At 49.7% G+C, this 23,946-nt stretch carries 27 protein-coding genes and 2 pseudogenes; 11 read left to right on the top strand and 18 right to left on the bottom strand.

The window, feature by feature from the left end; translation table 11 throughout:
• Positions 1 to 43: 43 nt before the first annotated feature.
• From AC0L73_RS05360 to AC0L73_RS05340, 5 genes are all read left to right on the top strand, one after another.
• Entirely contained in the window at positions 44 to 598 is a 555-nt protein-coding gene (locus tag AC0L73_RS05360; protein ID WP_227949589.1) for a histidine phosphatase family protein, read from the top strand.
• 60 nt (positions 599 to 658) lie between these two features.
• Complete coding sequence (locus AC0L73_RS05355; protein WP_473655053.1) at positions 659 to 1,123, top strand: MarR family winged helix-turn-helix transcriptional regulator; 465 nt, start codon at positions 659 to 661, stop codon at positions 1,121 to 1,123.
• 65 nt (positions 1,124 to 1,188) lie between these two features.
• Complete coding sequence (locus tag AC0L73_RS05350) at positions 1,189 to 1,620, top strand: EamA family transporter (protein WP_227949594.1); 432 nt, start codon at positions 1,189 to 1,191, stop codon at positions 1,618 to 1,620.
• A 103-nt stretch (positions 1,621 to 1,723) separates the two neighbouring features.
• The gene (locus AC0L73_RS05345) at positions 1,724 to 2,278 is read left to right on the top strand and encodes a paraquat-inducible protein A (protein WP_227949596.1); all 555 of its coding nucleotides are present in this window, start codon (positions 1,724 to 1,726) and stop codon (positions 2,276 to 2,278) included.
• Between the two features lie 100 nt (positions 2,279 to 2,378).
• Positions 2,379 to 3,161 carry a class I SAM-dependent methyltransferase gene (locus AC0L73_RS05340; RefSeq protein WP_227949598.1) on the top strand — a complete coding sequence of 261 codons (783 nt, stop codon included), beginning with the start codon at positions 2,379 to 2,381 and terminating at the stop codon, positions 3,159 to 3,161.
• A gap of 29 nt (positions 3,162 to 3,190) precedes the next feature.
• On the opposite strand, the pseudogene AC0L73_RS05335 reads toward AC0L73_RS05340, so the two are convergent.
• The 3 genes and pseudogenes from AC0L73_RS05335 to AC0L73_RS05325 form a co-directional block, all read right to left on the bottom strand.
• A pseudogene (locus AC0L73_RS05335) lies at positions 3,191 to 4,370 on the bottom strand (vWA domain-containing protein).
• Between the two features lie 12 nt (positions 4,371 to 4,382).
• Entirely contained in the window at positions 4,383 to 5,228 is an 846-nt protein-coding gene (locus tag AC0L73_RS05330) for an AAA family ATPase (RefSeq protein ID WP_227949603.1), read from the bottom strand.
• 132 nt (positions 5,229 to 5,360) lie between these two features.
• Entirely contained in the window at positions 5,361 to 5,999 is a 639-nt protein-coding gene (locus tag AC0L73_RS05325; protein ID WP_227949605.1) for a carbonic anhydrase, read from the bottom strand.
• Between the two features lie 197 nt (positions 6,000 to 6,196).
• On the opposite strand from AC0L73_RS05325, the gene AC0L73_RS05320 reads away from it, so the two are divergent.
• Entirely contained in the window at positions 6,197 to 7,435 is a 1,239-nt protein-coding gene (locus tag AC0L73_RS05320) for an MFS transporter (RefSeq protein WP_227949607.1), read from the top strand.
• Positions 7,436 to 7,664: 229 nt separating this feature from the next.
• Positions 7,665 to 8,570, top strand: coding sequence for an RNA polymerase factor sigma-32 (locus tag AC0L73_RS05315; RefSeq protein ID WP_227949609.1), 906 nt, complete (start codon positions 7,665 to 7,667; stop codon positions 8,568 to 8,570).
• On the opposite strand, the gene AC0L73_RS05310 is transcribed toward AC0L73_RS05315, so the two are convergent.
• Positions 8,567 to 9,259 (bottom strand): SOS response-associated peptidase, encoded by a 693-nt coding sequence (locus AC0L73_RS05310; protein WP_227949611.1) that lies wholly within the window; start codon positions 9,257 to 9,259, stop codon positions 8,567 to 8,569. The genes AC0L73_RS05315 and AC0L73_RS05310 overlap by 4 nt on opposite strands.
• A 313-nt stretch (positions 9,260 to 9,572) precedes the next feature.
• Positions 9,573 to 10,322 carry a cytochrome c biogenesis CcdA family protein gene (locus tag AC0L73_RS05305; RefSeq protein ID WP_473655052.1) on the bottom strand — a complete coding sequence of 250 codons (750 nt, stop codon included), beginning with the start codon at positions 10,320 to 10,322 and terminating at the stop codon, positions 9,573 to 9,575.
• Between the two features lie 144 nt (positions 10,323 to 10,466).
• Between AC0L73_RS05305 and AC0L73_RS05300 the strand changes: the two genes are divergently transcribed.
• Positions 10,467 to 11,462, top strand: a complete 996-nt coding sequence (locus AC0L73_RS05300) for an NADPH:quinone oxidoreductase family protein (RefSeq protein WP_473655051.1) — start codon at positions 10,467 to 10,469, stop codon at positions 11,460 to 11,462.
• Positions 11,463 to 11,541: 79 nt separating this feature from the next.
• On the opposite strand, the gene AC0L73_RS05295 is transcribed toward AC0L73_RS05300, so the two are convergent.
• Positions 11,542 to 11,862 (bottom strand): ArsR/SmtB family transcription factor, encoded by a 321-nt coding sequence (locus AC0L73_RS05295; protein ID WP_227949618.1) that lies wholly within the window; start codon positions 11,860 to 11,862, stop codon positions 11,542 to 11,544.
• A gap of 678 nt (positions 11,863 to 12,540) precedes the next feature.
• Between AC0L73_RS05295 and AC0L73_RS05290 the strand changes: the two genes are divergently transcribed.
• Positions 12,541 to 13,260: a cell wall hydrolase gene (locus AC0L73_RS05290; RefSeq protein WP_227949621.1), complete on the top strand. Its 720-nt coding sequence runs from the start codon at positions 12,541 to 12,543 to the stop codon at positions 13,258 to 13,260.
• On the opposite strand, the gene AC0L73_RS05285 is transcribed toward AC0L73_RS05290, so the two are convergent.
• Genes AC0L73_RS05285 through AC0L73_RS05275 form a run of 3 tightly spaced genes read right to left on the bottom strand, consistent with a single transcriptional unit; the run spans position 13,239 to position 15,180 of the window.
• On the bottom strand, positions 13,239 to 14,138 hold the full coding sequence (locus AC0L73_RS05285) for a DMT family transporter (protein ID WP_473655050.1): 900 nt from the start codon (positions 14,136 to 14,138) through the stop codon (positions 13,239 to 13,241). The genes AC0L73_RS05290 and AC0L73_RS05285 overlap by 22 nt on opposite strands.
• A gap of 20 nt (positions 14,139 to 14,158) precedes the next feature.
• Positions 14,159 to 14,884, bottom strand: a complete 726-nt coding sequence (locus AC0L73_RS05280) for an NAD-dependent epimerase/dehydratase family protein (RefSeq protein WP_473655049.1) — start codon at positions 14,882 to 14,884, stop codon at positions 14,159 to 14,161.
• Positions 14,815 to 15,180, bottom strand: a complete 366-nt coding sequence (locus AC0L73_RS05275) for an NAD-dependent epimerase/dehydratase family protein (RefSeq protein WP_473655048.1) — start codon at positions 15,178 to 15,180, stop codon at positions 14,815 to 14,817. Before AC0L73_RS05275 ends, AC0L73_RS05280 begins: the two co-directional genes overlap by 70 nt.
• A 141-nt stretch (positions 15,181 to 15,321) precedes the next feature.
• Here AC0L73_RS05275 and AC0L73_RS05270 point away from each other — a divergent pair, with 141 nt between their 5' ends.
• Positions 15,322 to 16,017 carry a 2OG-Fe(II) oxygenase gene (locus AC0L73_RS05270; protein WP_473655047.1) on the top strand — a complete coding sequence of 232 codons (696 nt, stop codon included), beginning with the start codon at positions 15,322 to 15,324 and terminating at the stop codon, positions 16,015 to 16,017.
• A 148-nt stretch (positions 16,018 to 16,165) separates the two neighbouring features.
• Entirely contained in the window at positions 16,166 to 17,122 is a 957-nt protein-coding gene (locus AC0L73_RS05265) for a GlxA family transcriptional regulator (protein ID WP_227949630.1), read from the top strand.
• Here AC0L73_RS05265 and AC0L73_RS05260 read toward each other — a convergent pair.
• The 9 genes and pseudogenes from AC0L73_RS05260 to AC0L73_RS05220 form a co-directional block, all read right to left on the bottom strand.
• Positions 17,119 to 17,955 (bottom strand): hypothetical protein, encoded by an 837-nt coding sequence (locus AC0L73_RS05260; protein ID WP_473655046.1) that lies wholly within the window; start codon positions 17,953 to 17,955, stop codon positions 17,119 to 17,121. The genes AC0L73_RS05265 and AC0L73_RS05260 overlap by 4 nt on opposite strands.
• A gap of 14 nt (positions 17,956 to 17,969) precedes the next feature.
• Positions 17,970 to 18,635, bottom strand: coding sequence for a class I SAM-dependent methyltransferase (locus AC0L73_RS05255; RefSeq protein ID WP_227949635.1), 666 nt, complete (start codon positions 18,633 to 18,635; stop codon positions 17,970 to 17,972).
• Positions 18,636 to 18,745: 110 nt separating this feature from the next.
• A complete protein-coding gene (locus AC0L73_RS05250) occupies positions 18,746 to 19,597 on the bottom strand; it encodes a glycosyltransferase family 2 protein (RefSeq protein ID WP_473655045.1) in 852 nt (283 codons plus the stop codon).
• A 45-nt stretch (positions 19,598 to 19,642) separates the two neighbouring features.
• Positions 19,643 to 20,389, bottom strand: coding sequence for a class I SAM-dependent methyltransferase (locus tag AC0L73_RS05245; protein WP_473655044.1), 747 nt, complete (start codon positions 20,387 to 20,389; stop codon positions 19,643 to 19,645).
• A 26-nt stretch (positions 20,390 to 20,415) separates the two neighbouring features.
• The gene (locus AC0L73_RS05240) at positions 20,416 to 20,805 is read right to left on the bottom strand and encodes a hypothetical protein (protein WP_473655043.1); all 390 of its coding nucleotides are present in this window, start codon (positions 20,803 to 20,805) and stop codon (positions 20,416 to 20,418) included.
• 108 nt (positions 20,806 to 20,913) lie between these two features.
• On the bottom strand, positions 20,914 to 21,810 hold the full coding sequence (locus tag AC0L73_RS05235) for an NAD-dependent epimerase/dehydratase family protein (protein ID WP_473655042.1): 897 nt from the start codon (positions 21,808 to 21,810) through the stop codon (positions 20,914 to 20,916).
• Positions 21,807 to 22,345 (bottom strand): annotated as a pseudogene (gene rfbC / locus AC0L73_RS05230) (dTDP-4-dehydrorhamnose 3,5-epimerase). The gene AC0L73_RS05235 and the pseudogene rfbC overlap by 4 nt, the downstream one beginning before the upstream one ends.
• Positions 22,342 to 23,580, bottom strand: a complete 1,239-nt coding sequence (locus AC0L73_RS05225; RefSeq protein ID WP_473655041.1) for a methyltransferase domain-containing protein — start codon at positions 23,578 to 23,580, stop codon at positions 22,342 to 22,344. Before AC0L73_RS05225 ends, rfbC begins: the two are co-directional and overlap by 4 nt.
• The gene (locus AC0L73_RS05220) at positions 23,577 to 23,918 is read right to left on the bottom strand and encodes a hypothetical protein (protein WP_473655040.1); all 342 of its coding nucleotides are present in this window, start codon (positions 23,916 to 23,918) and stop codon (positions 23,577 to 23,579) included. The genes AC0L73_RS05225 and AC0L73_RS05220 overlap by 4 nt, the downstream gene beginning before the upstream one ends.
• Positions 23,919 to 23,946 lie beyond the last annotated feature (28 nt).

Genomic DNA, 23,946 nt, shown 5'->3' with positions numbered 1-23,946 from the left:
AGTCTATAACGTTGGTGCCGTTTTGCTACAATAAGGAGTGGATGTGAGTACAATAGTATATTTAGTTCGTCATGGCGAGGCTGCCGGATCTTGGGATCAAGCCTTAGATCCAGGTTTGAGTGAAAAAGGAGTTCTTCAAGCTCAGGAAATGGCCGCACGGCTACATGGGGAGATTGCACCTGTAAATTTGTACAGCAGCCCTCTTAACCGCACTCAGGAGACGGCATCCCCGCTCGCGGACTTATGGCAGGAGGGGGCGATTATCACCCCTGAACTCTCTGAGGTCCCCTCTGCAGGCTTGGATCTTGGAAATAGGCGTGCTTGGCTGACAAACGTGCTGGAAGGAAAGTGGTCGCAGCAGTCGGAGCATTTGCAGGGATGGCGGTCGACTATTCTCGATTTCACCCGAAATCAGACTAAAGATGCGGTTTTTGTTACCCATTTCGTTGTTATTAATGCGATTGTTGGTGCCATTGAAGAAAGCGATGATGTGGTTGTATTTCGTCCTAATCATTGCTCGATCACCAAAATTCAGCTTTCCGGTGATACGATGAGCCTCATTGAAAAAGGTCAGGAAGCTGATACAGTTGTAAAGTGACCGCCATTTGCGGTTCGGCAGCTTGATCCTGATTTAACAGATATAGAAATGTTGGCCGATATGACGAATATGAAATCGTTAAAGCCTCGGGTGGAGAATGATCGACCTATTGACGACTATGTGGTTCAGGATCAGATCGGGCATCTGCTGCGCCGGGCGCATCAGCGCGCGAGTTCTATATTCCAATCTTATATGGGGCATGTGCAAATCACCCCAACACAATTTGCGGCGCTCACCAAGCTGAGAGATGAGGGGGAGTTGTCGCAAAATCACCTGGGTCGTTTGACCGCGATGGACCCGGCGACAATTCAGGGGGTGACCCGTCGCCTGATCGACCGCGGCCTTGTTCAGATACGACCGGATGAAACGGATCGCCGTCGCATGCTTCTGCGGCTGACGGAGGCTGGACTTGAACTGACGGAGGATATCATTCCTTATGGTTTTGATATTACGGACGACACGCTCGAACCTCTCACGGAGGATGAGCAGGAACTCTTTCTGGCTTTGCTTAAAAAAATTAGCTGACGCTACCTCTAGGTCAATAATACGGTAGACTACCTTGGTAGCAAAACCGGAGGTGAAAAGACGCTATGAATTATTCCGGATACTGGCAATTTTGGGCATTGTTGGCCGCCGTTTTTGCGGCATTGACAGCCATATTGGCCAAAGTCGGGGTGAGTGAAGTCAATCCCAATTTTGCGACCTTCTTACGAACGGTTGTTGTTGTTGTGGCGTTGGCCTTGCTTCTTTTGTTTACCGGTGAGTTTCAGCCTGTTGGCGAAATACCCAACAAATCATTGATATTTTTAACCCTTTCTGGCCTTGCGACCGGGGCATCCTGGCTTTGCTATTTTCGGGCCCTTCAAATTGGCAAGGCATCTCAGGTTGCGCCTGTCGATAAATTAAGTGTCGTTTTCGTCGCCATAATTGCGGCATTGTTTCTCGGTGAAAATCTCTCAGCACCCGCGTGGCTCGGTGTTGGCCTGATCGCCAGCGGCGCAATTCTAATCTCAGTCAACTAAAAGCAGCCGGACAACATGTACCCCAGTTCAAATTTTGATTTCTCGCCTTCATTCCAAATAGGTATAAGCAAATCTCAAATATCTGGAAAAAAGAGGGTGTGGCATGCATTGGGTGGTTGAACGGATACTGGTAGGGCGGCCGGACCGGCAGACAATTGCAAAGTATGCAAAAAATGGGGATCGCTATCTTGGGATTATCTTGCTCATCTCCGCAGCGCTACTCGGGCTTGCGATTACACAACCGATAATGACAAGCGACGGGTTTGCCGGTCTAAATGGAAGTTTCTCGCTATTAAGCGGAATGGCCGCACTTCTCAAGAGTGGGCAGGGAGGGATTGCCTTGTTGATTGCAGTTCTTGCCATTTTGCTGCCCGTCGTCCTTCTTTCAACGGCGTTCGAGCTTTGGTACAAGTATGAACTGACGGACAATAAATTCCTCCGCAAGGCAGGATTGCTTCGCCAGCTTGGCAGGCTCTGGTTTTGTAGCCTCTTTGTTATTGGTGCGATGATCTATCTTGCTTCGCGTGCTGATACCGGCCTTGTTCTGCATGCGGCGGTTTACTACCTCATCATCTCTTTGGCGATGCAAAAGTTGGTTGCTTCCCGTCTTCAACCGCTGATGAATGCCGTTAAGTTTGTCGAAGAAGAGGAAGACTAAAAGAAAATTAAGAATTTTCTCCGATACTTTCACAACCTGCCATATTTGCGGCCAGAAAGTTTCGTAAACTAGTCTTTTTAAAGTGTAGGAATGTCCGTTGTTGCGTTTCGTATTTACCAAGACCGCCCGCTACCCCGGGCTTGAGGTTGAGCATAATCAGTTTCGACGAAGCTTAAGGACCCTCTTCGTTAATTTAAAATATCGTGGGATCGGCCGGACAATTCTAGGTCTCCTGGCGATTGCCTGTGCGAAAGCCAATATCCCTTATTTGCAAGATTATCGGTTTTACCGGCAGAATATACGTGAAAGCGGTCTCGATACCGACGGTATTGTCGAACTGGATGATTTGGATATACCTGAAGAGTTGCGATCTTCTGCCAGCCGGTACGAGGCGGCATCAGATTACGAATTCCGCGATGTCCTCGAAAAGCTTCATATCGATTGCTCTGCCTATAACTTTGTCGATTACGGCTCAGGCAAGGGGGCGATCTTGGCAGCGGCTGCGCGCTACCCTTTCCAGTCTGTAACAGGCATAGAACTGAGTGGCGACCTACATCAGGTTGCCCTTCAGAATATTGAGGAAATGAAACAACGGGATATGGTCCGTGCGGGTGCCCTGACCTCGATCCATGGCGATGCCGCCGGCTATACTTTGCCGCCGGTACCTCATGTCATTTATGTTTTCAATGCCTTCGGCCCGGAAGTCCTGCGGGGAGTACTTGATCGCATTTCAGTTGATCTTGCGGATGTGCGGGAGCCTATATACTTCCTCTACAATAACCCGATGCATCATAAGCTGCTGGAAATAAGCCCGGAATTTGACAAGCTATCCAACGCGTTTGGCGGAAAATGGATGGTGTTCGCCCGTCCGGCGCGTTACTAGATTGCTTGAATTAACCGGTTAAAATTTGTTTACCGGCTTAATTCCTTCATTGCACTTTCAAGACCACCAATGGTGAGCGGATACATCCGGTCTGTCATCAGTTGCTTCATCATCTGAACTGACGGGGTGTAATCCCAGTATTTTTCCGGCACCGGATTTAGCCAGACGGCCTTGTGATAGATGTTCAGCATTCGCTCCATCCAGTGCCTGACCAGCTTCTTCATTCCAATGCTCGACACTGCCACCCGCATAGGCGATTTCATATGGGCTCATGGTTGCATCCCCGACAATGATCAGCTTGTAATCAGCGGGGTAAGTATGCAGCACATCCCATGTCGGCATGAACGATGTGTGGCGGCGGCTGTTTTCCTTCCATAGCTTTTCATAGACGCAGTTATGAAAATAATAGAATTCAAGATGTTTGAATTCGGTGCGCGCTGCCGAGAATAGCTCCTCACAAGCCTTGATGTGATCGTCCATTGATCCGCCGATATCAAACAGGATCAGGACCTTGACGGTGTTATGACGCTCGGGCCGCATTTTAAGATCCAGAAAACCAGCGTTTCGCGCTGTCGACCGGATTGTATCGTCAAGATCCAGTTCCTCTGCCGCTCCTTCGCGGGCGAACTGACGTAGTCGCTTCATGGCGACCTTGATGTTCCGGGTGCCAAGTTCGACGTTATCGTCGAGGTTTTTGTACTCGCGCTTGTCCCAGACCTTCACTGCCTTGCGGTTCCGGCTTTCTTTCTGGCCGATGCGTACCCCTTCGGGATTATAGCCATAGGCACCGAAAGGAGACTTTCCGGCGGTACCGATCCATTTGTTGCCGCCCTGATGACGTTTTTCCTGCTCTTTCAGACGTTCCTGAAGTGTCTCCATAAGCTTTTCCCAGCCGCCCATGGCTTCGACCTCAGCCTTTTCCTCGTCGGTGAGGGAAAGCTCCGCCAGCTTCTTGAGCCATTCTTCCGGAATCTCAACTTCCGCCCCATCGGATATGAACTCGATACCGTTAAAGCAATGGCCGAATACCTGATCGAACTTGTCGAGATTCTTCTCATCCTTCACGAGTGTCGCCCGGGCGAGATAGTAAAAATCATTCACCGAATATTCGGCGCAGCCGGCTTTGAGGGCCTCGATCAGGGTCAGGTATTCCCGTAAAGTCACGGGGACCGAGGCTTCTTTCAGGGTGAAGAAGAATTTCGTGAACATGCCCGTTCCGCCCTATCTCTGTTCGCGGCGGGAAAGGAAGGCGAGCCGTTCAAAGAGATGCACGTCCTGCTCATTTTTAAGGAGTGCACCGTGAAGCGGAGGAATGAGCTTCGATGGATCTTTCGAGCGTAGCACTTCTTCCGGCAGCTCTTCGCTCATCAATAACTTCAGCCAGTCGAGCAATTCGCTGGTTGATGGCTTTTTCTTGAGGCCCGGCGTTTCCCGGACATCAAAAAAGATCTTGAGTGCGTCCCGCACTAATTCCTGTTTTGCATCGGGATGATGAACATCAACGATTCTTTCCATCGTTTCTTGATCAGGAAAGCTGATGTAGTGGAAGAAACAGCGGCGCAAGAAGGCGTCCGGCAGCTCCTTTTCATTATTCGAGGTGATGATTACCAGCGGCCGATGTTCCGCCTTGATCGTCTGCTGTGTTTCGTAGACGAAAAACTCCATCCGATCGAGTTCCTGCAGCAAATCGTTCGGAAATTCGATATCCGCTTTATCTATCTCATCGATCAGCAGGATCGGGCTTTCGTCGGCAGTAAAAGCCTCCCACATCTTGCCGGGGCGGATGTAATTGGAAATGTCATGCACCTTGTCATCACCAAGCTGTGAATCGCGCAGGCGCGAGACAGCGTCATACTCATAGAGGCCCTGCTGCGCCTTTGTGGTGGACTTGATGTTCCATTCAATAAACTGCTTGCCGAGTGCTTTCGCCACTTCCTGAGCCAGCACGGTCTTACCGGTGCCGGGCTCCCCCTTGATCAAAAGGGGACGCTGCAGGGTCATGGCGGCGTTGACGGCGATCATCAGATCTTCCGTTGCAACATATGTATCAGTACCTTTAAATTTCATGCCGTGTTCTCGATTTCTTTTTCTTAATTCTATTGATTGCTATGGCGCTATTGATTGGAAAATAAGCCCCGCAGGCGTTTTGATCAAGCTATTTGACAGATTGTCATTATTAACTAGCGTCAAAATACCATCCTACTTGAGGACTGAGGGAAAGTCTTCGCCATGAGTTACCTTGTTGCCGGCCTCACAATGGAGGAGATCTTTCAATAGGCCATTCTTCACCGAATAAATGATGCCATGGACAGCAAATTTTTGCCCATTGTCCCATGCGTCCTGAACGATTGTCGTCGCGCAGACATTCTGGACTTGCTCGATGACATTCAGCTCGCAAAGGAGATCGTTCTTCTCGTCCTGATTTGGTGCCACATCAATCAGGTCCTTATATATGCGAGCGGTCGTCCGGATGTGCCTCAGCCAGTTGTCGATCATGCCGTTTTTGTGAGAGGACATCGCCGCAGCGATACCACCGCAGCCGTAATGACCACAGACAATCACATGTCTGACTTTCAAGACCTCGATGGCGTATTGCAGCACAGATAGGCAATTGAGATCTGACGGTACAACAATATTTGCAATATTGCGGTGAACAAACACCTCGCCTGGCGGTAAATCCATAATTTGGTTTGCGGGGACGCGGCTATCTGAACATCCAATCCAGAGATGTTCCGGGGTTTGTTGATGGGCGAGGCGGGAGAAAAAGTCGGGGTCCGACGCGGTTGTACTCGCCGCCCAGGCCTTATTCTTCTCAAACACTTTCTTGAATTCTTCCATCAATCCGATCCTTGTATAATGACTATCGGCGATTCGTGCTCCATGACCCGCGCAAAGGCGACTATTTAACATATATTCTGGTCTGGGGAACTCTTTATTGAATTATCGTTGGGAGCAGAATTTCGGCTAAATGATTTGACAAACTACCCGTTTGGGCGGAGCGTTAGGGAAATTAAGAATAATAGTTAGAAATCTGTATGCCTCCGGAACCAAGACCTCCCGCAGTTAAAAGACGCGCACTCTATATCTTTCTCGTAGTTTCGGTGCTGTTTGGTCTGGGGCAATTTCACCGCTATTCCGGTGGGGTAGTCATGCTTCCCTTGGCTAACGACCTCGGGATAGCTGTTGAAAGCCTTGGTATTGCGGCGGCGGCGCTGTTTTTTGCTTCCGCTCTTGTCCAGGTACCGACCGGCATGGCTCTTGATCGTTTCGGACCACGTATCATTATTCCCAGCATCACAATATTGGGTGTCGTCGGGTCATTTATGCTGGCTTCTGCGACAGATCTTAATGAAGTGCTGATCTCGCGCATCCTGATTGGTGTAGGTTATTCGGCTATCATGATGTCGTCTTATGTTTTGTTCGCAAAGTGGTTCCCACCGACGAAGTTTGCGACTATGGCCTCCTGGCTGCTGGCGGCGTCCAGTATTGGGGGTGTAATGTCATCTGGTCCATTGGCCTATATTATCGAGCATTACGGATGGCGCGCACCGTTCGTTGTCATTGCGGTTATTACCCTGATGATGTTGTTGATCGGCATTTATATTATTCGGGACGTGCCTCCCGGATATCAGTATGACCGTGCGACGCCGGGAACTATGGGACAGAGTGTTCGAGGTTATGGCGAAGTTTTACTGCATCCGAAATTCTTCAATCTTCTGGCCATGGGGTTTGTCGCTTACGGTCCGGCAGTTGCCGTGCTTGGAATGTGGGGCGGACCATATCTAGAGAGTACTTACGGGCTGGACGGATTTGAACGTGGGCAGATTTTGCTTTTGATGACAATCGTTGTGCCGATCGGTGCCCTGTTTTTTGGACCGCTGGATCGATACTTCAGTAGCCGTAAGAAAATCGTCATTACGGCTGTTTTGACGGAACTGGTGGCCTTTAGTATTCTCGGCTTGGTCGACCATCTGCCGCTATGGGCGGTGACGTGTCTTTTTGTCTATATCGCGTTCGTGCAGCAATATTATGTCGTACTGGCGGCACATTGCCGAAATTCTTTTCCAGACCATCTCGTCGGGCGCGCTAATTCGACGCTTAACCTGATCAGTATTACCGGCGTTGGTTTTATGCAGTCGCTTTTTGGCTGGATTCTTTCTGCATATGGGGCAAATGGATACGAGCTTTCCTTCCTGTTTGTTGCAGGCTTGCTGGTTGCCGCACTGATAATTTATGCAGGATCTTTGGAAAACTCGATCGGCCAGCAGAGTTGATTTCGGACCTTAAAGATGCGCGACCCTCTTAGCGCTCTGTCATTATTCCAACACAGTTTTTCTCTATAAGACCAAGACAGAACACGTATATGTGGCTGATCACAATTTCGTCAGTGAACTCGCAAAGATATTGCAAATCCGGTCAAAAAACCTTAAATTAGAACCGTTATAATGTGCGCCTAGTTCCACCGCGTCGACATTCGGCTTTACTTAGTGGGAGGAAGATCACATGAACAAGCAAGAGACAGCAACTACGCAAAACCGTAATCGCGCCTTCGTCTCGGCTGCGATGTCTATCCCGCTGCTCTCGCGGGAGAGAGAATTCGAACTGGCTTATCTCTGGCGGCAAAAAGGAGATGAGAAGGCGTTGCACGAGCTTGTATCTGCTTATATGCGCCTGGTTGTATCAATGGCATCCAAGTTTCGGAATTACGGCCTCTCGATGAGCGATCTGGTTCAGGAAGGGAATATCGGCCTGATGCAGGCTGCTTTCAAGTTTGAGCCGGAGCGGGAAATCCGCTTTTCTACATACGCGAGTTGGTGGATCAAGTCGGCGATGCAGGACTATGTTCTCAGAAACTGGTCAATTGTACGCTCAGGCACCAGCGCGTCCCAAAAATCCCTGTTTTTCAATCTGCGATGGTTGCGGGCGAAAATTCAGACAATGGACGATACGGCCTTCTCGTCGGATACATTGATCGAAATTTCCGAAAAGCTGAAGATTGGATTGAAGGACGTCGAAAAAATGGCGCATCGGTTGTCAAGCCGTGACCAGTCCCTCAACGCCCCGATTGGTGAGGACGGAGATGGCAGCATTGAAGACTTCCTGGAGGACACAAATCCGACACCGGAAGAAAACACCATGCGTAATATCGATGGCGCGGTCCGCTCAAAATGGCTTGAGTCGGCACTTCGGGAATTGACGGATCGTGAGCAGATCATCATTCGCGAACGGCGTCTTCAGGACGACAAAACCACACTTGAAGTGCTGGGCGGTCGTCTTGGTATTACGAAGGAGCGGGTGCGTCAGATTGAGCATAAGGCGTTTGAAAAGCTCCAGAGCTCCGTCGTCCGGATCAGCCGGGAGGCAAGCCGTAACCCGGAGCTAGTCTCCGGTCGTCAAAGCCACTCCTAAAGCAAGCGCGCCTGCGTCGGTGGTGGGTCGTGAGGTTTGAGCAAGTCTGCATCATCGTTTCGCACATTGCCGACCCGGTTGGAGACTTTGTAAAAGCTCATCCTGTCGGCATCGAAAGACGTCAGCAATTCAGCTCCCGCCTCACATCTGAGCCAGGCATCATATTCCGACGGGTCGAGAATGACTGGCATGCGTGGATGTATGAAGGTAATGCTGGTGCTCGCGGTTGTTGTCAGAATCGTACAGCTTTCAACTATTTCACCCTCAGGTGATGTCCAGCTTTCCCAGAGTCCGGCAAACGCAATGATCGGCATATCTTCCACGCTGATGAACCAGGGTTGCTTTGTGCCTTTAGATAGTTTTTCCCATTCATAAAACCCGTTCGCTGGTATCAGGCAGCGACGGCTTTTGTAGGCATCGCGATAGGAAGGTTTCTCCGCGACTGTCTCGCTTCTGGCATTGATCATCTTGGCGGCAAACTCGGTGGATTTTGCCCAGGACGGGATTAATCCCCAATGCGCAGGGAAATAATGATGTCTTTCTTTCGTCTTTTCACCAGATATCCGGATGGCAGCGATATTGGTTGTTGGAGCAATGTTATAGCGCGCGGGGAGATTGGGCCGTTCAGGAAAAGCGAATACCCGCCGTATTGCTTCAATCGGACTAGTTAAACTGAACCGGCCGCACATCAAACCCACCGCAATAAGATTGTAACTTTTCGTATCTTTGTGATCATCGATACAAACTCCCACGTTTTCAGCGGTTTATCCAGCATTTCCATTACTCGATACTTGATACGGCTGCTCTCGCTGTATATGTGCTCGCATAACAAAGATTACTTAATAAAAATGAGTAAATCTGCCATGTGACAGGCTGTTGAAGGCAGCTGTCCATATTAGGGATAGTAAAGATGTCGGATGAAGTTAAAGCAACCTGGTTTATCGCCATTATGGTCGTTGGTATATTGGGATTGGCATCAGTTTTTGGCTAGATAAAATGCGCTTAGCCGAGAGTGGCAAGGCCCGGAAAGGTTTCCAGAAACCAATAGGCCAGTATCTGGAACTGCCCAGTAAATATCAGCAAACCGGTGGCAATAAGAATTAGACCAGTTCCCATTTCGACCAATTTGAAATAGCGCTTGAACTTCCGCATGAAGACAAGGAAGTGGTTGATTGCCAAAGCGGCAATCATGAAGGGAATACCCAGTCCAAGGGAATATACCCCAAGCAGACTAACCCCATAACCAAGTGAGCTTTCGCTCGCAGCGATTGCGAGGATCGTACCCAAGATAGGCCCGATACAGGGGGTCCATCCAAAGCCGAAAGCAAGGCCAATAACATAGGCGCCGAACCAGCTTTGCGGCTTTTCAAGATCATTAAACCGAGCCTCCCGATAAAGCAGGGGAATACGAACCAAGCCAGTCATATGTATACCGAACAAGATGATCACGCCACCGGCAATCTTGGACAATAGCTCCAGATGCTCGATAAGCAGCCGATTGATATAGGAGGCGGATGCGCCGAGCAGGACAAACACTGTTGAAAAGCCAAGAACGAATATGACTGCCGTTGCAACAACCTGCCAGTTGATTCCCTTGATGCTGTCGTCCTGACCCGGCTCCGCAAGCTCTTCCAGACTGGTTCCAGCAACAAGGCAGAGGTAGGCGGGCACAAGCGGCAGGACGCAGGGGCTCAGGAAGCTGATGAGACCGCCTCCGGCCGCCGCCAGATATGATATCTCCAAACCTGCCATTCCACTTAACCTCGTTCCATCCGGGACAGCGCCACAGTTACCTCTTTTGCCAGTCACGATCCAGTCACAAGATCGTAAATTAAACTGGATATCAATTGGCAGAATAAGGTAGCAATAAGAGGTCTAGAATAAAAAGAACATATAATGACCAACAAATTTGCCACCGCGACGATATGCCACGACCTTAGCGGCCCCGATGGGGTGAGGCTCGAACCTCAACAGTTGGAACCACTTGCACCGGGGCAGCTGCGTATCCGCTTAAAGGCAGCTGCACTCAATTTTCCGGATCTTTTGATGACATACGGTAAATATCAGTTCAAGCCGGAGCTTCCCTTTACTCTCGGCATGGAGGCGGTGGGAGTTGTTGAGGAAACGACGGATCCCGATGGGCAATATCAAATTGGTGATGCCGTTCTATACAAGAGCAAAACCGGGGCGTTTGCAGCTTATGCCACGGTCGAGGCTTCCCAAATAGAACCAATGCCAAAGCACCTTTCCTATGCCGAGGCAGCAGCCTTCTCGGTGACCTTCCTGACGGCATATGTCTCCCTTATTGAGCGAGGACGATTGAAAGCGGGGGAGGTATTGCTGGTGTTGGGCGCTGGCGGCGGAGTCGGTCAGGCGACCGTTGCTTTGGGTAAGGCGCTCGGGGCAACTGTTATAGCAGCCGCAAGTTCCGAGGATAAACTTAAGGTCGCAAAAGAGAGCGGTGCCGATCATCTTATCAATTATCACGACCACTCCTTTCCGGACCGGGTGAATGAAATCACGGATGGTAAGGGTGCCGATGTTATTCTCGATCCCGTGGGCGGCACTTTTTTTGAGAAGAGCCTGGATTGTATCGCCTGGTCTGGCCGATTGCTGGTGGCGGGGTTCGCCGGTGGGGAATTCGGTGTTTTAAAGACTGACTTGACGGTAGCCAAAGGTTGTTCCGTTATTGGTGTGCGCGCTGGAGAGTTCGGCCGTCGAGACCCGGCGGCGGGAGCGCGCGTAAACATTGGTCTTAGAAAAATTGCCGAGGCAGAGAATTTACGGCCTATTATTGGAAGAACCTGGGCTCTGGCAGAGATATCAGACGCATTGCGCGCGATGGAACGGCGGGATGTGACAGGCAAGCAGGTCGTCCTGATCGAAGATTAGGGCCACCAATTAAATTATTTAAATTGAGAAAATACGGGGGCCAAGTGGATGGCCACCCGTTATTATTGTCCGCTAAAGCTTAAGCAACTTCTGCAAGCTTGGAGGAATCGTCGACAAAAATACCTTCCAGCAAACGAAGGACATCGACAATGTTTTCGTCCTGCAGGGAATAGTATATCGTCTGGGCCTCGCGCCGTGTCTTTACAACTTCTTCCTTACGAAGACGGGCGAGGTGCTGTGAAAGGGCCGACTGGCTTAATCCAACAATTTTCTCAAGCTCGCCGACGGAACGTTCCGATTCGACCAGATTGCACAAAATCATGAGGCGATGTTTGTTGGAGATTGCCTTTAGAAACCGGCTGGCGTCATGCGCCTTATCTTGGAGAGAAGTGATATTCATCAATAAAACCATATACTTTGTTATTGTAATTGAAAATTCTGATAAGCTGATATAACAGCTAGATTGATTGATGCAAGGAAAACAATATGAAACAACAAAAAAAACTTGTGAAACTCTAATTTATGAGCAGCGCGCTCAAATTATAGGCAGGTAATGCACAGATTTTGTTGCGTTTTTCGGAGTTTTTTGTGTTTTGGCGTGGCTAGGTATTTTAAGATTCTATGCTCTCTTCGACTTGTCGCAGGCCGGTCAGTTACAAATTCTTGTATATTACGTTATTCTCTGATACCTAATCAGCCGCTCGGATAAAGTAGGGTTCTGGTGAATCATTCGGGCTGTTAATCTGTCGCAGCGTCCTTGATGCGACGTCTCGGCATATACCCCATTTGGGGGATAGGATCAGGGGTAAGTGAACCTATTCGCCAAAATATGTCGGATATTTTTCTAACTAATTGATTTGTAAAACTAAATCAGAGTTTCGGCGAATGCTTACAGAGGTGCTTGGTAAGATTTTATTAACCATCAATCGTTTGCATTGGTTAATAGAAGGTAAAATAAACTGAGGCTTATCCCATATTAGGGGGATGAGGATAGGCGCAGTGAGTTGATAAAGTTCTGACAAGGTTGAGATGGCGTTAAGTGCAGCATTACAAATTATACTAAAATGGAAAACTGGCAATGCAGAGCCCCTTGAGCAAAATAGTTTCGATGATGAACGCAAAGTCGCATGAATTTGGTATGTTCCTTGGCGCCATGAGCATTCTGGGCGCCATGGTGATCGGCTTCAGCCTGCTTCTTCAAATCGGGGCATCGGCCAAGCCGATTGAGAATGTTGCCTTCTCCGGTGCTGTTAAGCATGCCAACCTTGCACGATTGGACAAGAAGTTTGCGGAGTTACCTGCTCTTCCGAGAGCATTTGGCGCGCTTTCCAATCTGGATATGCCCAACGGCGACAAGCTTGATGACTCTCTGGCGTCCGTTGATCTTTTCGGCCGGGCCTTTACGCAGGAAGAAATGTGCATCGCGCAGGCAGTCTATTTTGAAGCGAGGAGTGAGCCACTTGTCGGACAGGTGGCAATTGCCGAAGTTATTCTCAATCGGATTGTTGATTCACGATATCCGGATTCGGCCTGTAACGTCGTTTTCCAGAACCAGCATTTGCGAAATAGGTGCCAGTTCTCCTTTGCCTGTGACGGGCAGCCGGACCGACCCAAGAACGCGTCAGCTTGGGAGAAGTCCCTTAAAGTCGTTGCCCTTGTCATGAAAGGCGAGCGGAGTGGCGTCGCAAAGCGCGCCACTCACTACCATGCCTCCTATGTCTCCCCAAGATGGAGTGCGCATCTGAGCAAACTTGGTCAGGTCGGCAGTCACATTTTCTATCGCGAAGAAACAATATAGCCTGCATCGGGTATCGTTCGGCTTTTGCGGTAGGCAATAGCTGTATGGATGACCAGCGTCGTAATAACGATGGTTCCCCCGAGAATGGTTTCTGGCCGTGGCACTTCAGCTAAAACAAGCCAAACCCAGAACGGCCCCAGTATACTTTCCATCAGCATCAGTAGGCTGACCTCTGGTGCGGAGATATAGCGCGGACCAATTGTGATCAGGCCGAATGCGCTGGGGAGGACGACCAGTCCAAGAATACAAAGATAGGTGAAATCAAGGCCAGTAATCGCGAGCGGTGCACTGAAGGGCAGGGCAATTAGGGCGGTAAACAGTCCGGATATTCCGAGTGAGGGGACCATATCGATGTTTTTGGCATGGCGCACTGTCGTTATCTGACCGGCAATCATAAAGGCGCAGACGAGGGCATAAATATCACCGTGCCGACTGCCCCCTCCGACGCTTCCCAAGAAGATCAGACTGATGCCGCCGATGCTGATGCCAATTGCGACCCAGGTGAAGAGCGGAATTGTCTCTTTGAGGATGAGCCAGGAGAAAAGGGCGGCAAACAACGGGGCAGTGGAAATAATGACCAGTGCGTTTGCGGCGCTGGTGTGTGTGAGGGCAAGGACAAAGAAACAGGTGCTAAATGTAAAAAGCAGTGCGGCAATCACACCGCGCCTACCCATCGCCTTAATGAGACCGATTGTGGTGCTACCCCGGCGCAGCAGGTAAAAGCCGAATATTCCAATTGCAAATAGCAGCCCGCGCCAGAAAAGGATTGTCGCGCTGTCCGCACCGATAAGACGCACCAGTAACCCGTCCGGTGTGAGGAGAAGTACGCCAGCCGCCGTAATCAGAATGCCGTACAGGTGAGGGGATTTTTCCTTCATTACTCACTTTTCTTTATAAGTCAGACGATTTTATGGGCGATCATGCTGTCGGCAGTCTCGGTGATTGATTGCGCCATGGACATTGGTGTCCAGCCGAAATGCTGACGCACTTGAGATGTATCAAACTTTGTTGCGGGGCCGAGCCGGGTGACGACAAGGCGGAAGGTCGGGCTAAACAGTGCGAGGAAATGCACCAGCCAATCCGGAACTGAGCGCTGAGGGATTTTATACCCTTGCGCCACAAGGTGCGATTGAAGCAGACGGGCTATTTCCCGAAATGATAGGGATTCGGCAACGCAGATGTAGCGGTTGCCCGGTGCATCGGGATGTGTCAGGGCTGTTACATGGGCTCCCGCGACATCCCGGACATCCACAAGGCTGAAGCCAATGTTGGGTAGGCCGGGCACTTCGCGCGCCATCAGCCGTCGCACCACCTCATGCGAGGCACTGGTGTCCGCGTCAATCATGGGGCCCAACACAAAGCCCGGATTGATAACGGCGAATTCCGGCCTCTCTCCGTCGGGCAGCGCCTGTATCAAATCCCATGCAGATTGCTCCGCAATTGTCTTGCTTTTCTGGTAGGCGCCGATGTCCTTTGTGGTATCGCTCCAGTAAGTTTCATTGAGTGTCTTGGATTTATCATGGCCACCGGACACCGCCGCGATGGAGGATGTCATCACGATCCGCTTAACGCCCGCATCGACGGCCGCGCGAATGGCCCGTAGGGCTCCATCCCGCGCTGGCACAATAAGCTCGTTTTCATCCTTTGGTGTTTCGGCTGGGAGGGGGAGGCCATATGTAACAGATAGTCCGCACCTGTCATTGCTTCTGTCCATCCGGAATCGTTACTGAGGTCGACTTGGATAAAGCTCAAATTCGTTACATTGCAATATTTGACGAGTGACTTTACCAATCCATCTACACGGTCCATATTCCGTATCGTACCGCGCACCGAGTATCCTTGGTCGAGTAGATATCGGATAGTGTGAAGCGCGATAAAACCGGACGCTCCGGTGACCGTAACGAGGCCTTTGTCGTTCATCTGGATCTCCATAAATATATTCGCCTTAATTATAGGGAAACTTTCATTTCCGCGTCGCATTAAAATGAACGTCGATTTCTGGGAAGACAGTATGCTGAAAAATAGGAGACTGGAAATCCCGCAACGTGACAGGAGAACCGGATGAAACGTGATGGCGCCGATTTGCAGAACCTGGGTCAGAAGATTGATCAGAATGGCTATGCGATGATTACAAATCTGCTGACGCCGGCGCAATGCGCCTCCCTGATTGCAGATTTTGAAGATGAGACACTTTATCGAAGTCATATAGTGATGCAGCAACATGGTTATGGTCAGGGAGATTATAAATATTTCGCCTATCCGCTGCCTGATCTGGTCGCCAATTTGCGTGAGGTGCTTTATCCACCGCTTGCGCATATCGCTAATGATTGGGCCGTGCGTCTATCAAATGGGGAGAGATACCCCGATAAGCTTGGCGATTATACAGCGCGCTGCCATGCCGCGGGTCAGATGAGGCCAACCCCATTGATTTTAAAGTATAATGCGGGCGATTATAATCGGCTGCATCAGGACCTATATGGCGAGCATCTTTTCCCATTGCAGGTGGCCATACTACTGAGCGATCCAGACACTGATTTTTCAGGCGGGGAATTTATTCTCTCCGAACAACGTGCGCGTCAGCAATCGCGGGCGAGAGTTGTTCCCTTGCGCAAGGGGGATGCAGTTATCTTCGCCGTTAATCAGCGACCGATACAGGGAAAAACCGGATCTGTGCGCGTTACTATGCGCCATGGGGTGAGTGATGTCTTGGGCGGACAGCGCTACACGCTTGGTATTATTTTTCACGACGCCAAATAAACTTTTGCGCCGTTATCCGGGTGATGTGTCTCCGTTGATTTCGCTTTGCGATGTGTATTCTTTGAATTACTGTCCTGTAAGCGGCATGAGACTGGCGGTCTTCTGCCCAGAGTTGCTATGGTTGTTTGGGAGGCGCCAGAGGCAGTATATGACAGAAAAAGCCAAAAAATTTGGGTTTCTCCTGACCGAACAATCGAGCATGATTTGTTTCAGTAGCGCCATAGAACCATTGCGATCCGCAAATCGGATGAGCGGTCGCCATCTTTATGACTGGAATATCCTCACGCCCAACGGTCAACGCGTCGAGGCCAGCAACGGGATCAGCATTCTTCCTGACATGATGCTCGCGGATGCCGCGGATCTAGATATTCTTTTTGTTTGCGGCGGGATCGGTACGGACAAAATCAAGGATGAGCATCTCCTTGCGGAGCTACGCCGCATTGTACATCATGGCACCGAGATCGGCGCGCTCAGCACTGGCGCCTTTATACTGGCCGCTGCCGGGCTCCTGAATGGCTATCGCTGCACTATTCATTGGGAGGGCGCGATCAGCCTGAAAGAGAGCTATCCGGAAGTCATTTTTACAGGCAGCATTTTTGAGATAGACCGTAGCCGTTATACCTGCGCGGGCGGTACTTCCGCCATTGATCTTCTACTGCATATTATCGGGAAGGAACATGGGGATAAGCTCGCCTATGATATCTCCCTGCAGTTCATGCATGATCGAATTAGAAGCCATAGCGACAAGCAGCAGGTGGTGAGAAAACTCCAGCTCGCCGCCAAGTCACAGAAACTGCTGACAATCGTTGAAATCATGGAGCAGAATATTGAAGAGCCTTTATCGCCGGATGAACTGGCGGCGAAGGTCAGCATCTCGATCAGGCAGGTGGAACGATTGTTCCGGCAGCATACCGGCCGATCTCCGGCGCGATATTATATGGAAATGCGCCTTGAGCATGCTCGCCTTTTACTGCTGCAGACCAGCATGTCGATTACGGAGATTTATATCGCCTCCGGCTTCTCCACCCATTCGCATTTCGCCAAAAGTTACCGCGAATACTACGGCGTTAGCCCCAGCCGCGAACGCAAGCCGGTGTATAATTAGGAATTGCCTGTTTTCGACCGCCTTTTTTCTAAAAAACGACGTAGGCGATGACGCATTTTATGGCGTTTGAAGGGATTGGCTTTTGAAGGTTTTCCCGTCCAGGCGAGGTCAAAAAGATATTCCTGCGCCCAGTCGTCCCCCTCGTCAAATGCTCTAGTCCTGTTGTCGGAAATGAGCAATGCCCTTTGGTTGCCGCTTCGAAAGGTCGCGCTTTCTGGCCAATTTTCAACCGGCCAGCAAGTGCCGTTTCGGTCCACAATATAAGGCAGTTTCCCCATTTTCTGGACCTGCCGCGTAATGCCTTTATGCCCGGATTCCATATGTCGGGCATCATCCTTCGTCTTAATCTCGAAAAATTCGAGGTGCCGCATGATATCCGCCGCAATAATAAATCCGTTTGTACGGATGTGGGGATTGGGAAAAGGCGGGTCGTCGGCCCCTGTGCTTTCCCAACTGCCGGTCGCACCGACAATTCCGGCATCCTGATTGTTGATAAAGCAATTATAGAGATGGGTGAGCCAGTTATCGGACTGGATTTCACTGAAGGAATTCAGAAAGCAGAAATATTCATAATCGAGCTTTTGACTGACGTCGAAATAGGGACCAAGATCAAGGCCGCCATCACCCGGAAAATCATGCGCAACAAACGCTGTGTCGGCTAACAGTTCCAGATAGGGGGCTTTTTCCTTCTCCTCAAAATCCTTAAAAATCAGGACGAGATCGTGGCAGAGAGGTTCGGGATGCGCTTTGTAGGAGGAGAGGAAGTTCCTAAACGGCATCATGCCATTTGATTTGCGAACCAAATGCACAACAGCAATGGAAGAACCTGCCATCTCCTAAGTTATTTCTATGAGAAAAGCTTGGAAATTTTCTTCCGCAAGCCTGTTTTCGGTCCGTTCACCGCAAGATAGCGAAAGACGGAAATGCCAAAACGCGAATCAAAATTGGCAAGCATTTCGAAATCCGGGTCTTTCTGCAGTTCATTGAACACGCGCACACAATCCGGAACCGCGCCGGTATCATGAAACACGAAAATACAGCCCTTTTTGACAACTTCCTTCGCAAGTTCAATATCTTGCATCAGGCCTTTATAGCTATGATCCCCGTCGATAAAGGTAAAATCAAATTGTCCCTGATAGGGAAGCAATGCTTTGCGTGCTTCCTTCGAGTGAGAATCCATAATCAGCTCAAGAACAATATTCGTATTCACGGACTTCTTGATACGATCCCAATGTTTGAAATTGGGATGCTGTCCAATGTCAAGGACGACTGTTTTTTCAATATCATAGTAATCGCGCAGGAACTTCGTCTGGCCGCCAGAAGCTACGCCGATATCCAATGCGAACTTTGATGGGGGCAATTCGGTCGCCATAAAGTGAACGAAATTAGAATACTCATCAGGATCCTGCTGCAGATAGAGCCCGTCCTCTACGACTGGAAAATGAAAAAATTCTTCATTGTCTGAACCAGCAGCAATAACTGCTTCTTTGATTTGGTCGCGTGAAATATCCACTTTAGTCGTCCGTTTGGTTGAAGAGCTGAAATGCTCAAAATACTCGCTTTTTCTCTATAAACAATCGCCGGGTTCTTTGCAATCAATCAGCTTTCTTTTTGCACTCAAAGTCATGGTTTACGAAGCTTTAGTGCGATCCGCAAGATACGGGTGAATTTCTCGGTTTTCGAGCTTGTATATCTCAGTAGATAAAAGGTCATGGCAATTTTTGCCAAGGCTGAAGCATTGGAGCTTTGGTAACTGCGCTGGCATATATGATAAAAATCTTTTGCCAACCGAATTTGTTCTTTAGGCATTTTGGGCCGGTAACGGTTGTTGGAAATGCCTGTTTCTCGCTGGAAAAACCGTGTCTCACCCGATGCACCAACTCGATTTCGGGAGACGGTGGGAAACAGGATCAGGTGATCCCAGCCCCAGACATGCGGAAAATTCTCAACGACGTCATTTATGGCATCCAGTGCCACCTGCCGGCGGAACAGGCCATACATCCAACCCGGATGCGATAATTTCAGCATTGTAAGAGAACTAGAAATGGACTTAACACCTTTTGCTCTTTCGATATTAATATCTACCGGTTTTTCTTCGCTGTCTTTTACCTTGACGACATTTGCCACAGCGAGATCGATGCCACTGTCTGTATCCAGCAATTGCCCCAGCGCTTCGAGATAGTTATCGTCCGACCAATCATCGTAGGATCGCCACATAAAATAGTCGCCACTGGCTTGCTGCAGGACGAACTGAAAGTTCGGGATTGGACCGATATTCTCCGGCTGCTGGAAGATCTTTATTCGACTGTCGCGCGCGGCATAGTCCTGAACTATCCCGAATGTATCGTCGGTGGAATTATTATCCGAAATGATAATTTCGAAATCTGTGTGCGTTTGACGCAACAGGCTGTCCAAGGACTGCCGGATATGTTTCTCGGCATTATAGAGCGGCATGCCAATTGAAATCAGGGACAATTTATCACCTGTACATTTTTCGTTTGCACCAGTTTGAGGCTCGGATCATGTTTGGTAGTCTTCCATTTCAACTGCGTAATATTCCTCGGCGTAACCCTGTTCCATCCAGTAGGGATGCCGGTGCAGGCGTTTGAAATTTCCGACCATGTTAATGAGGTCCGGCACGCAATATTGTTTTATTTTTCCTTTGTGCGTTTTCTGTGCTTCCTGATTAATGGACAAGAAATACCGGCCTTTTGAGTTGATGAATCGAAGATATTCTAAGGACTCAGTCATATTGATCTCAGGCAGGGAATCCATGTTGATTGCAAGGTCGATTGTCCCTGGCAGGTTTCTTTTCTGTGTGGAGGGATAGATTTTAATTCCTCCGACCGGGTCTTCACCCATCAGAGAAATATTCTCTTCACCAATAGTTGCAGCAAGGAATGCGGCTTGAATGGCAGTTACATAGGGGATATCGATAATTGTATAGTTTCGAAAGCCTTGCAGAAATGCGTAGCGCGCCACATTGCCGAAACCGCCACCGATCTCAAGAATAGCGTCGTCTGAGTTGAAGCCAAGTTGTTTTACCCTATACATAACATAGGCGTGACGGGCCGAATCCGGACTAATTTGGTAACGCCCGATCTTGGCTGCAGGCGACCTTCCAACGTTTGGTGCCTCTATCGAATGTCCGAGTGTTTCTTCAATCTTTTCAATGTGTTCTTCCAGATCAGCATTCGTTGATTTGATGTAATCATCGAGGGACGTCTGCTGATTTGACGAAAGGGGTTTGATGGCAAGCGCTTCCACGAGAGCCTGAACCGCATCACGACATCTCAAAGAAAAGTATTGCCGGTCATATGGACTTTTTTTGTTAAGAAAATATCCGTATGGCCCATTCCGAACAATAGTGGGCCATGGAAAAGATTGGAAAAGGACGTTCTGAGAAACTCAAAATCCTTGTTCCGCAGGGCTTGAATGAAATCCGCGTTGCTAGCTGTCAGTTCAGTCCATATATCTTCTTGTTCACTGGCTTCGTCGGCAAGCTTGAAAGCATTGCAAATTCTTTCTAAAACGGGGTCTTGGAAGGGGTAGCTATTTTTTCCAAAATACGTGGGTAGACCCGGAGTATCAAAGAACAACCGAGTAAGTGTTGGAAACCGCATCGTGCGGACATTCCGGTGCAGCGCAATGCGCCTGTTTAATTTCTGTATCCGTTTGTTCACGAGACCGCCGTAAAGAAAATAATCCTATTCATGACCACAAATATTTTTGCAGTTGCTTGTTTCTATCAAGAAACAGTTTAGTTCGATAGTCCTGCTTCATACTATTGGTTACGCTACGCCTATAGGCTTATGATAACTGCGCAGGCCTTCCGGCAGAGATTTTGGGAGTCCGTCGCCTGGAAATGCCGCTAGTTTTGCGTTATTTCCGCAGACCGTTACATTTGCGCGGTGGTTTTCAATAATCTGAAGTAGTTTTTTCTCCAGTTGAGGCTTTTCCAGAAGCTTGGCAAATTCATGGGCGATTTCATGCGGGAGATGAGCTTCGCCGGAGCAAATATTAATTGTTCCGCTTGCCTCCGATGCGGCGAGCCTTTCAAAGGCGGCTGCGACGTCTTTGACATGGATCAGGTCAACAGCACGGTCCGGAGTCTGGATAGCAGGTAGGCGGTCTTTGGAGATTTCCCGGAAGATATAGGAGATCAGCTTGCTCTCATCCTCATCCGGTCCATAGGGGAAGAAAATCCGCGCCCAGACTAGGGAAATATCTTTCGCGATAACCTCGGCAAGGCCCTTAAAGGCAAGTTTGGACGCAGAATAATAGGTCGTCGCGTTTAGTGGTGATGTGTCTTCATCAAGTAGGGCATTTCCCCATTTATACTCAGCGCAGCTACCCGCCAGAACCGCCTTTTCGCCACCATGGCGCACAAAGGCATCCAGTAGGTTGGCGCTTGAGGAGATCCAGCGGAAATTCTCGGTTGAATGCCAAAACTTACCGGGCGTTGCCTCCCATACGAGATGGATCAGGTGGGTTGGCTGATGATGTTCAAATATCTTTTCCACCGCAGCAGGATCATGCAGATCAAGCGGGATATGTTTATGATGCTGCGAATGCGATGGGGCGAGGCCGCGCGACACTGAAACGACCTGCCATCCTTCGTCAAGAAGCCGGCGGACTGCATGGGATCCGATAAAGCCCGTTGCGCCGGTAATCAGGCAGCGTTTCATCCGATAACCTCATCAAGCGCGGCTAGCTCAGCATCTCGCGCGGAAATCACTTTGGGCTCACCGGGCCAGTCAATACCAATGGTGGGGTCGTTCCAGCGGAACCCTCTGTCATGGCCGGGCGTATAGGCCGGACTCATTTGGTAGAAGACGTCGCTGCCATCCTCTAATGTAAGAAATCCATGGGCGCAACCCGCTGGAATATAAAAGGCGCGGCCATTCTCACGGCTTAGTTCTATCCCCAGCCACTTCCGGAAGGAGGGGACTCCGGTCGGATATCGACGACGACATCGAAAACTCTCCCTGCGCTGCACCGCACGAGCTTTGTTTCCTCATAAGGCGCAGTATGAAAATGCATTCCTCGCAATGTATATGCTTGATTGTTATTGGAAACATTGCTTTGAACGGGGTGGAAATCGATGCCAGCCTCTTTGAATTCATTCTCACAAAAGGTCCGGGCGAAGTATCCACGTTCATCCTTGATGAATTCCGGTTCAATCAGATAAACCCCTTTAATTTCCGTTTCGTTAAAGATCATGAAAGGATCATAAGCTCCGGTATTGGGATAACAAACTGCCCACCCCAACCCTTGACTTCCGCCATTTCTCTGGAAATCTCGTCAGCCAGGTTCCAGGGGAGGATCAAGACATAGTCCGGCTTTTCGGTTGCAATTTTTTCGGGCGCGAAAACTGGAATGTGGCTACCGGGGAGCAGGGTGCTCTGTTTCTCGGGATTGCGATCAACAACAAAATCGATGAGTTCAGGGCCGACACCGCAATAGTTAAGCAATGTGTTGCCCTTGGCCGCAGCACCATAACCCGCAACTTTTTTCCCGTCGGCCTTCGCCGTTTTCAGGAAGGCAAGAAGGTCATCGCGCACTTTTTCTACACGTGGGGTGAAATTCTGATAGGCCGCAATTGTGTCAAGGCCTGCCGTAGCTTCCTTCTTGCGGAGGGCATTTAATCCAGCCGTATCAGTATATTTTTGCGCCGACTTGTGGCAGGCAAAGACGCGGAGAGATCCGCCATGGGTCGGTAATTCTTCCACATCAAAAACTCTCAGCCCATGGGCAGTTAAAATCTTCTCGACCGTCAGAAGCGAAAGATAGGAATAATGTTCATGATAGATGGTATCGAACTGGACTTTTTCGATCAGGTTCAGGAGATGGGGGAATTCGATCGTGAAAACACCCTCTTCGCCAAGCAGGACGGGAACACCGCCAATAAAATCATTGATGTCCGGTACATGGGCCATGACGTTATTGGCGGCCATCAAATCAGCCTGCAGGCCGTTCTTCGCGAGACGGGTTGCCGTCTCCACGCCAAAAAAGGCAACCTCCGTCTTGACGCCCACCTTCTCCGCCGCCTTGGCGACATTCGCGGCCGGCTCAATCCCTAGGACAGGAATATCTTTCGCGACGAAATGCTTCAGAAGATAGCCGTCATTGCTGGCAATTTCCGCAACGAGGGAGTCTTTGCCAAGGCCGAGCTTTTCGATGAGTTTTTCTGAATAAGCCTTCGCATGCTCCACCCAACTACTGGAGAAGGAAGAAAAATAAGCGTAATCGGAAAAAATATCTTCCGCAGGAACAACATCCTCCACCTGAACCAGAAAACAGTTCTCACAAACCCGGGCATGGAGTGGATATGATTTTTCCGCCGCGATATCCCGCTCTTCGCGCAAATAGCTGTTGGCGAGTGGCGTGGAGCCCAAATCCACGAATGTTCGGGACAATTCTTGATGACAGAAACGGCAGGTAAGGGGGCTTGTCATGAAGTGGCCTCATATTCGTCAATTTGCGAGAGGGTGAAGGCGTAAATGTCGGTCGTCTCGCCAAAGGCTTTATACCATTCGACTGTTTTAGTAAGCGTTTCAGAGGATGTCCATCTCGACTGCCAGCCGAGCGTTTCTTTCGCCAGCGAGGTATCGAGCGCCAGATGCGATTTTTCAGGCGGTTGTTCCTCATTCACGAGAGCCCAATCGCGTTCAATGCCGAATGCCTGTTGAACCGCACGTGCAATTTCGCCGACAGTGACGACCTTGCCGTCCCGGGGGCCAAAGTTAAGCGCCTTGGGCAGCTCTGCGCCATTGCCCCCTGCCAAAGCTTGCAAATAGACAAGATAGCCCGAAACGGATTCA

The organism is Sneathiella sp. D3-11 (genome assembly GCF_055809395.1).
The sequence above is the reverse complement of the archived record's forward strand: the minus strand, read 5'-3'. Positions and strand labels throughout refer to the sequence as shown.